General features: G+C 34.9%; 1 protein-coding gene. It reads right to left on the bottom strand.

Going from position 1 to position 816, the window contains the following annotated elements; translation table 11 throughout:
- Nucleotides 1–700 (bottom strand): NAD-dependent epimerase/dehydratase family protein (locus DMP16_RS10350; RefSeq protein ID WP_143577231.1); only part of this gene is annotated, 700 nt, incomplete at its 3' end.
- Nucleotides 701–816 lie beyond the last annotated feature (116 nt).

Genomic DNA, 816 nt, shown 5'->3' with positions numbered 1-816 from the left:
CTTCGTCAAAGTCAAATCTTGTTCTCAACTTATCATCTATAATTTCTTCGGTTCTAGTTCCATATACTGGTCCTTGCATTATATCAGTTATCGTAATTCCCCAAACTTGATTAGCCCATAATAAGTTGTAGGAATCATATACTTTAGACCAATGATACCAGCTACTTGCCCACTTAGGGAATGGTATTTTATCCTTCTTTCCATTTATTTCCACTTCCACGAAGGGTCTTTCTAATATATCATAATTTGGTGTACCATATTCTCCCATCGTGCCCATTTTAAGGATGTGGACGTTAGGGTCTACTTTAATTATAGAATATATTAAATTTATCGTACTAGTGAGATTATTTATGAAAGTGTAGTTAGCGTGATCAACATCTATCATCGAATATGGTGCGGACCTTTGTTCTGCGAAATGTACGATAGCATCAGGCTTATGCCTTTGGATTATCTCATGAAGCTTATAAAAATCTTTAACATCAGCTTTATAAAAAGTTATATCGACGTCAAGTATCTTCTTAGCAAAGGACACCCTTTCCTCTGGATCCGGTAAGGGAAATGCGGAATCAGATCCCACCTCCTTTACTGCATTTCTGGTATAGAGGTTATCGATCCCTATTACTTCATGCCCTCTTTTAGCTAATCTTAGTGCTAAAGGCCATCCTAAATACCCATCTATTCCTAAAATCAGTACTTTCATCATAAATATAACGAGCGTGTGAATAAAAAACTTATGTTGTAAGCAAATAATTTTATTGCTTAATCGTCTGTAATAACTGATCTAAATTCTCTTTGTAAACCTTGTAGAAATTATAG

The sequence above is a fragment of the Sulfolobus sp. B1 genome, from assembly GCF_007050195.1.
In the GTDB taxonomy this organism is placed as follows: domain Archaea; phylum Thermoproteota; class Thermoprotei_A; order Sulfolobales; family Sulfolobaceae; genus Saccharolobus.
Note: the sequence above shows the minus strand (reverse complement) of the source record. Positions and strands in the feature narration are given on the sequence as shown.